The organism is Bradyrhizobium sp. SHOUNA76 (assembly GCF_023006445.1).
GTDB lineage: Bacteria > Pseudomonadota > Alphaproteobacteria > Rhizobiales > Xanthobacteraceae > Bradyrhizobium.
This window is the reverse complement of record NZ_JALBHA010000315.1, coordinates 1-7,742: the sequence shown is the minus strand read 5'-3', so window position 1 is coordinate 7,742 and position 7,742 is coordinate 1. Positions and strand designations below refer to the sequence as shown.

The following is a 7,742-nucleotide window of genomic DNA, read 5'->3' as shown; positions in this document are numbered from 1 at the left end:
CCGGGGCCCATGCCTCGGCGATCTCGTTGTTGGCCTGCTGGGTCCCGGCTCTGCGCAGCAGCGCAAGAGCGCTGCAGCGCGTCCGGGACACGAGCGCGGCTTGTGGCGTCAGCTACACCTTCTTCGCTTCGACCGCCATCCGCACCGCGAGACCCGCCAGCACCGTGCCCATCAGCCAGCGCTGCACCAGCATCCAGCTCGGCCGGTTCGCCAGGAACAGCGCGATCGATCCGGCCGCGAGCGCGATCATCGCATTCACGCTGACGCTGATCGCGATCTGGATCGCCCCGAGCACCACCGATTGCGCCAGCACGCTGCCGGCGGCGGGATCGATGAACTGCGGCAACAGCGCCAGATAGAGCATCGCGATCTTCGGGTTGAGCAGGTTGGTGACGAAGCCCATCGCGAACAATTTGCGCGGGCTGTCGATGGCGAGCTGTTTCACCTGGAATGGCGAGCGCCCGCCCGGTTTCACCGCCTGCCACGCAAGCCACAACAGATAACCCGCACCGGCGAAGCGCAGCGCGTCATAGGCAAAGGGAACGGCGAGCAAGAGCGCCGTGATGCCGAACGCCGCACACAGCATGTAGAACACGAAGCCGAGTGCCACGCCACCGAGCGAGACGATGCCGGCCGCAGGCCCCTGCGTGATCGAGCGCGAGATCAGGTAGATCATGTTCGGCCCGGGCGTGAGCACGAGGCCGAGGCAGACGAGGGCGAAGCCGAGCAGGGCGGAGGTGTGGGGCATGGGTGAACCGGTGCGGGGACGGCACCGGTTCTAATATGCGCGGCGAAGCGGGGCCATCACGCAATTGCTCGGAGGACAATTGAGGTCCCCGCATATCACCCAGCGTCGTCCCCGCGAAAGCGCGCCTTCGCGGGGACGACACCGAGTGTGTGGCGGCGGCGAACGCAAGCAGGGAGGGGTGAAGAGAGCGCTAATGCGCCTCGTCCCAGTTGTTCGCCGCGCGCGCGTCGACATGGAGCGGCACCGAGAGCAGCACGGCCGGGAACGGCGCGTCCTGCATGACGTGCTGCACGACGGGGAGCGTCGCCTCGACCTCGGCGTCCGGCACCTCGAAGATCAATTCGTCATGGACCTGCAGCAGCATCTGCGCCGACAACTTCTTTGCGGCGAGGGCATCCTCGACCCGCGTCATGGCGCGGCGGATGATGTCGGCCGCGGTGCCCTGGAGCCGCGCGTTGATCGCGGCGCGCTCGTTGAAGGCGCGCACCGAGGCGTTGGACGCCTTGATGTCGGGGTAGTGCATCTTCCGGCCGAACAGCGTGGTGACGTAGCCGTGGCTCCGGCAGAAATCGCGTGTCTCGTCCATGTAGGCGCGGATGCCGGGGAAGCGCTCGAAATATTTCTTGATATAGGCCGAGGCCTCCTCGCGCGCGATGCCGAGCTGGTTGGCGAGGCCGAACGCCGAGATGCCGTAGATGATGCCGAAATTGATCGCCTTGGCGCGGCGGCGGATTTCGCTCGGCATGCCCTTGATCGGCACGCCGAACATTTCCGACGCGGTCATGGCGTGAATGTCGAGCCCGTCGCGGAACGCCTGCTTCAGCACGGGAATGTCGGCGATCTCCGCGAGCAGCCGCAGCTCGATCTGCGAATAGTCGGCCGACACCAGCTTGTGCCCTGATGTCGCAATGAAGGCATGGCGGATCTTGCGGCCGTCCTCCGTGCGCACCGGGATGTTCTGGAGATTCGGCTCGTTCGACGATAGCCGGCCCGTCGTGGTTGCTGCCAGCGCGTAGGTCGTGTGCACGCGATGGGTCTGCGGATTGACATAGGTCGGCAGCGCGTCGGTGTAGGTCGATTTCAGTTTCGAGACCTGGCGCCACTCCAGGATCTTTCGCGGGAAGTCGTGGCCCTGCTCGGCGAGCTCGTCCAGCACCTGGGCGGTGGTCGACCATGCGCCGGTTTTCGTCTTGGTCCCGCCTGACAATCCCATCTTGCCGAACAGGATGTCGCCGATCTGCTTGGGACTGCCGACATTGACCGGCTCGCCCGCGATCTCCTGGATCTCGGCTTCGACGCGCGCCGCCGTCTGGGCAAAGTCGCCGGAAAGACGCGACAGCACCTGGCGGTCGATCGAGATGCCGCGCCGCTCCATGCGCGCCAGCACCGACACGAGCGGCCGCTCCAGCGTCTCGTAGACCGCGGTCATGTGCTCGGCAACGAGGCGCGGCTTCAGCACGTGCCAGACACGCAAGGCGACGTCGGCACCTTCGGCCGACAGCGCCGCAGCCTTGTCGATCGGTACCTGGTCGAAGGTGATCTTGCCCTTGCCGCTGCCGAGCAGCTCGTTTTCCTTGAGCATGGCATGACCGAACCAGCGCTCCGACAGCGAGTCCAGCGCATGCGAGCCGCGTCCTGCATCGAGCACGTAGGAGATCAGGAGCGCATCGTCGGTGTTGCGCAAGGTGATGCTGTGCTGCGCCAGCATCACGGCGGTGAATTTGACGTCGAAGCCGATCTTGAGGATGCCTGATGATTCCAGCACCGGCCGCAACGCCTCGATCGCATCCGCATGCTTGACCTGGTCGGACGCAAGCCCGGCGTCGAACAGGCCGGCGCCGCCGCCGGACTGCTTGTGCGCCAGCGGCACGTAGCAGGCATCGTTCGGCGCCAGCGCCAGCGCGATGCCGCAGAGATCGGCCTGCATCGGATCGATGGAGTTTGCCTTGATCTCGATCGCGACATGGCCGGCATCGTGGATGCGCGCGACGAATGCGTTGAGCTCCTTGAGCGTCTTGATCGTCTGATACTTGCTCCGATCGACCGGGAGCTTGCGCATGGCGTTTTCGCGCGCCGCAGCCAGCGAGATCGGCGCGCCCTTCAGGCTGGCGCCCTTGTCGCCCTTGTCGCCGCCCGTTGCGCTCGCGGCAGGGGTGGCGAAGAGATCGCCGGAAGCCTCGGACGTTCTTGCTTTCGCTGCGCCGTCGCCGGCCCTGGCGCCGCTGCTGTTGCTCGCATCGGCATCGACATTGGCGGGATCGATCTGCGAATAGTCGGCGACGCGGCGCGTCAAGGTGGTGAATTCCATCGCCTTCAGGAAGGCAATCAGCTTGCGCGCATCGGGCTCGTGGACGGCGAGGTCGTCGAGCGGCACGTCCAGCTTGACCTTGTCGTCGAGCAGCACGAGTTTTCGCGAGATCCGCGCCTTCTCCGCGTTCTCGAGCAGCGCCTCGCGGCGCTTCGGCTGCTTGATCTCGCCGGCACGGAACAGCAATTGGTCAAGGTCGCCATATTCGGTGATCAGCTGCGCCGCGGTCTTGATGCCGATGCCGGGCACGCCGGGCACGTTGTCGGTGGAATCGCCGGCCAGCGCCTGCACCTCGACCACCTTGTTCGGCGGCACGCCGAACTTCTCGATCACCTCGGGGATGCCGATGCGGCGGTCCTTCATGGTGTCGTACATGGTGACGCAATCGGTCACGAGCTGCATCAGGTCCTTGTCGGAGGACACGATCGTCGCGCTCGCGCCGCGCTCGCACGCCTCGCGCACATAGGTCGCGATGAGATCGTCGGCCTCGAAGCCACCTTGTTCCAGGCAGGGCAGGTCGAAGGCGCGCACCGCTTCGCGGATCAGCGCGAATTGCGGGATCAGATCGTCGGGTGCCGGCGGCCGGTGCGCCTTGTATTCGGGATAGATCGCGTTGCGGAAGGTGACCTCCGACTTGTCGAACACGATCGCGAGGTGCGTCGGACGGTTGTCGGCCGGCATGTCGCGCAGGAGTTTCCACAGCATGTTGCAGAAGCCGAGCACGGCGTTGACCTGCAGTCCGTCGGACTTGCGGTTTAGCGGTGGCAGCGCGTGGTAGGCGCGGAAGATATAGGAGGAACCGTCGACCAGGAACACGTGGTCGCCCTTGCCGGCGGCCTTGGCTGCTACAGGTTTGGCAGCAGCTGTCGCGGCGGCGGGCTCGGCGTCGGCGGCTTTTGGCGCAGCCTTGGTGTCAGCTTTGGCGGAGGTCTTCGGGGAGGTTTTGGGCATGGCCGCAATGTATGAATTTTTGCGGGCTTTGACAGCCTTAGAAGGGGGATTTTTGGCTCGGCGACGCCACTATCCCCCACTGTCATTCCCCGCGAAAGCGGGGAATCCAGTACGCCGCAGCTTATCGGTCAATCACGATTGTCTCTGGAATACTGGGTCGCCCCGGTCAAGCCGGGCGACGACACGGAGGGTGCGGCTACTCCGCCGCCTGCAACCGCACGCCCGCCTTCTTCGGCGCAATCCAGAACGCATTGGGCCGTTCGAACAGGAAGCGGGCATTGAACAGCAAGGCGGCCCGCCAGATCGCGAGCGCACCGATTACTCCGGCTATGGTGACGATCAGCGATACCGTGCCGATATCGGGGATGATGCCGGTGCGCAGCAGCAGCGTCCGGGTCGCCGCCATCGGCAGGAAGAAGGCGAGATAGATCACGATCGAATGCTCGCCGCAGAAGCGCATGAAATTCATCCATTGGGCGCGTGCGAGCAGCGTGCCCATCGTGATGATCGCGCAGGCGCCGGCAAAACCGAGCACGAGCGAGACGATCTTCCATTCGCTGGCCCCCAGCACGACGAGGCCGGCATTGACCAACGCCCAGGTCGCGAGCGCTGCGAGCGCAAGCGCCGGATGCTTCCGCGCGCGGTCCGACAGCGCGAACACGTAAGGCGCGAACAGATAGCCCGAATAAAAATAGACGAAGCGCGAGCAGAACTCGTCGATGACGGTCCATCCCGTCGCGATGTGTGCCGTCTCCAGCGCGGCGGCAATGACCCAGATCGCGAGCGACGGAATCTTGCGTGTCAGTTTTGTGACGACGAAGAAGATCGGCAAGAGATAGATGAACCACAGCGTGCCGAACGGCTCGATGAAGGATTCGAGATACAACAGGCCAACGTGGTGCCAGCTCGTCTCCGCCGCGAAAGCGGGCGCCTTGAAGCCGAACTGGATTGTCACCCAGACGACATAGAAATAGACGAAATGCACCACCTTGCGGTCGAGATAGGTTCGCCAGTCCCGGTCGATCACCAGCGCCAGGAACAGGCCCGAGATCAGGAAGAAATCCGGCATCCGGAACGGCTTTGCGAAGGCGACGGCGACATGCATGAAACCGGTCTCGCCGGCGGCGAGCTCGACCCCCAGCACCGAATGCATCATCACGACCATGATGATGCAAATGCCCTTGGCGTAGTCGACCCAGTCGACACGCGCGGCAGAAAGGGCTCTGGTGCCTCCGCTCCCTGCGATTGTGCCTGCTGGTGCCATGGTGTCCCTTTTCGAGGCGCCTTTCGCCCATCCTGTTCGGGCGTGGGGCAGTGTGGGGCCCCAGCGGTTTCCGACTTCTTTACCGGTTCAATTCCCATGCCGCTTTTTTGCATGCGGACTGTTCCCTCCCCTCGGGAAAATGCTAAACCGCCCCGCGTCGGGGTTTCGTTAACCATTCTGAAACAGGGATTTTCATGCGCATCGCGATGATCGGCACGGGCTATGTGGGATTGGTGTCCGGAGCCTGCTTTGCTGATTTCGGTCACGACGTCACCTGCGTCGACAAGGACGAGAAGAAGATCGCCAGCCTTCATCGCGGCGAGATCCCGATCTACGAGCCCGGGCTCGACGCGCTGGTTGCGACCAACGTCAAGGCCAAGCGGCTCGACTTCACCACCGACCTGAAGAAGCCGGTTGCGGATGCCGATGCCGTCTTCATCGCGGTCGGCACGCCCTCGCGCCGCGGCGACGGCCACGCCGATCTGTCCTACGTCTACGCCGCCGCGCGCGAGATCGCGCAGTCGCTGACCGGCTTCACCGTCGTGGTGACGAAGTCGACCGTGCCTGTGGGTACCGGCGACGAGGTCGAGCGCATCATCCGCGAGACCAATCCCAACGCCGACGTCGTGGTCGCCTCGAACCCCGAGTTCCTGCGCGAGGGCGCCGCAATCCGTGACTTCAAGTTTCCCGATCGCGTCGTGGTCGGCACCTCCGACGAGCGCGGCCGCAAGGTGATGGGCGACATCTACCGGCCGCTGTCGCTGAACCAGGCGCCGCTGATGTTCACGGAACGCCGCACCGCCGAGATGATCAAATACGCCGCAAACGCGTTCCTCGCGACCAAGATCACCTTCATCAACGAGATCGCCGATCTCTCCGAAAAAGCCGGCGCCAACGTGCAGGAAGTCGCCCGCGGCATTGGCCTGGACAACCGCATCGGCACCAAGTTCCTGCATGCAGGTCCCGGCTTCGGCGGCTCGTGCTTCCCGAAGGACACCAAGGCGCTGATCAAGATCGCGCAGGATTACGATGTCTCCTTGCGCATCGTCGAATCCGTGTTGGCCGTGAACGAGAACCGCAAGCGCGCGATGGCGCGCAAGGTGAGCCAGGCGCTCGGCGGCTCGCTGCGCGGCAAGACCATCGCCGTGCTCGGCCTCACCTTCAAGCCCGACACTGACGACATGCGCGATGCGCCGTCGATCCCGCTGGTCACAGGCCTGATCGACATGGGCGCGACGGTCAAGGCGTTCGATCCCGTCGGCATGGAGCAGGCCAAGGGCGAGCTGCCTGACATCACCTATTGCGAGGACGCCTATTCCTGCGCGCAAGGCGCCGATGCGCTCGTCATCGTCACCGAATGGGTCCAGTTCCGCGCGCTCGATCTCGACCGGCTGAAGACCGTCATGGCGCAGCCCGTCGTCGTCGACTTGCGCAACATCTACCGCCCTGAAGACATGGAAGCGGCTGGCTTCACCTATGACAGCGTCGGCCGCCCGCCGGTGCAGGGCTGATAGTCCTCGATCGCGAATGATTCCGTCATGGCCGGGCTTGTCCCGGCCATCCACGTCTTGTTCACTCGCGGGTTAAAGAACGCGGATGCCCGGCACAAGGCCGGGCATGACGAGTGGATAGACCTTGCCCCGCAGCTTCGACACGCCCCTGCCGATCGACGCCGTGCTCGACGACCTCTCGCGCACGTTGGAGGCGCATAACGCTGCCGTTCTGGTGGCGCCACCGGGCGCCGGCAAGACCACGCGCGTGCCGCTGGCTTTGCTCGATGCGCCCTGGGCCAGGGGCAAGAAGATCATCGTGCTGGAGCCGCGCCGCATCGCCGCGCGCGCCAGCGCCGATCGTATGGCCAAATCATTGGGCGAGCGCGCTGGGGAGACCGTCGGCTATCGCGTCCGGTTCGGCTCGAAGATCTCGCGCGCCACGCGCATCGAAGTGGTGACCGAGGGCATCTTCACCCGTCAGATCCTCGACGATCCCGAACTGTCAGGCGTCGCCGCCATCCTGTTCGACGAATTCCACGAGCGTTCGCTCGATGCCGACATGGGTCTCGCGCTGGCCTGTGATGCGCAAACCGGCCTGCGCGAGGATCTGCGCATCCTCGTGATGTCGGCAACGCTCGACGGCGCGCGCGTGGCAAAGCTGCTCGGCGAAGCCCCCGTCGTTGAAAGCGAGGGCCGCGCCTTCCCCGTCGACACGCGCTATCTAGGCCGCAAGGCGGACGCGCCGGTGGAGCGGCAGATGGCGGATGCGATCGCATCCGCGCTGCGTGCCGATAGCGGCTCGGTGCTGGCGTTCCTGCCGGGAGCCGCCGAAATCCGCCGCACCCAGAACTTCCTGTCCGAGCGCGTGCAGGACGCCTCGATCGAGATCGTGCCGCTATTCGGCGCGCTCGATGCCGCCGTGCAGGACCGCGCCATCGCGCCGGCGCCCAAGGGCACGCGCAAGGTGGTGCTGGCGAC

General features: G+C 65.0%; 5 protein-coding genes. 2 read left to right on the top strand and 3 right to left on the bottom strand.

The features are described 5' to 3' along the window. Positions 1-112: 112 nt before the first annotated feature. The 3 genes from MOV74_RS25705 to MOV74_RS25695 form a co-directional block, all read right to left on the bottom strand. Positions 113-748 (bottom strand): LysE family translocator, encoded by a 636-nt coding sequence (locus tag MOV74_RS25705; protein WP_246929142.1) that lies wholly within the window; start codon positions 746-748, stop codon positions 113-115. 190 nt (positions 749-938) lie between these two features. Beyond that, positions 939-4,007, bottom strand: a complete 3,069-nt coding sequence (gene polA, locus MOV74_RS25700; RefSeq protein WP_246929141.1) for a DNA polymerase I — start codon at positions 4,005-4,007, stop codon at positions 939-941. Positions 4,008-4,203: 196 nt separating this feature from the next. Further along, entirely contained in the window at positions 4,204-5,271 is a 1,068-nt protein-coding gene (locus MOV74_RS25695; RefSeq protein ID WP_246929139.1) for an acyltransferase family protein, read from the bottom strand. 194 nt (positions 5,272-5,465) lie between these two features. On the opposite strand from MOV74_RS25695, the gene MOV74_RS25690 reads away from it, so the two are divergent. Next, positions 5,466-6,782 carry a UDP-glucose/GDP-mannose dehydrogenase family protein gene (locus MOV74_RS25690; protein ID WP_246929138.1) on the top strand — a complete coding sequence of 439 codons (1,317 nt, stop codon included), beginning with the start codon at positions 5,466-5,468 and terminating at the stop codon, positions 6,780-6,782. Positions 6,783-6,906: 124 nt separating this feature from the next. Further along, on the top strand, positions 6,907-7,742 hold an 836-nt coding region (locus tag MOV74_RS25685; protein ID WP_246929135.1), incomplete at its 3' end, for a DEAD/DEAH box helicase.

Coding starts and splice junctions, on each gene's coding strand:
- polA (WP_246929141.1), bottom strand. CDS start 4,007: ATGCCCAAAACCTCCCCGAAGACCTCCGCCAAAGCTGACACCAAGGCT.
- MOV74_RS25690 (WP_246929138.1), top strand. CDS start 5,466: ATGCGCATCGCGATGATCGGCACGGGCTATGTGGGATTGGTGTCCGGA.
- MOV74_RS25705 (WP_246929142.1), bottom strand. CDS start 748: ATGCCCCACACCTCCGCCCTGCTCGGCTTCGCCCTCGTCTGCCTCGGC.
- MOV74_RS25695 (WP_246929139.1), bottom strand. CDS start 5,271: ATGGCACCAGCAGGCACAATCGCAGGGAGCGGAGGCACCAGAGCCCTT.